Below are 336 nucleotides of genomic sequence, written 5' to 3' on the forward strand. Positions count from 1 at the left end.
CCCCCCTTGCAATCCGGACCGAATCACTCCACATTAGCGGAGCGGACCGGGCCCCTCTGGCGCGGCGTTCTGGCCATACTGGCAGTTCGCTTCGTGATGTCGGACCGCATCGGGTAATGCCGATGCCATGCGGGTCCGGGTCTCTTCCCCCTCCCTTTCGGACTTTGGCCTCGCAGGCTTCGGCATTCCCGATCGTAGCAATTGCTCGACTAGGGAGCTTTGACATGTCCGCGTGGCTGAAGATGTCACGCTCTGCCCAACCGGCAAGGTCGAGCCGGGCCCGCATCGGCAGGAAATCGAAGCAGGCCTGCGCCATCGCGGTGCGGCCCTCGCGCT

General features: G+C 64.6%; 1 pseudogene. It reads right to left on the minus strand.

From position 1 onward, the window contains the following. Positions 1 to 232: 232 nt before the first annotated feature. Positions 233 to 336: pseudogene (locus AX703_RS28535) on the minus strand (ribonuclease D); the annotation flags it as partial.

This window comes from Novosphingobium sp. CCH12-A3, assembly GCF_001556015.1.
GTDB classification, from domain to species: Bacteria; Pseudomonadota; Alphaproteobacteria; order Sphingomonadales; family Sphingomonadaceae; genus Novosphingobium; species Novosphingobium subterraneum.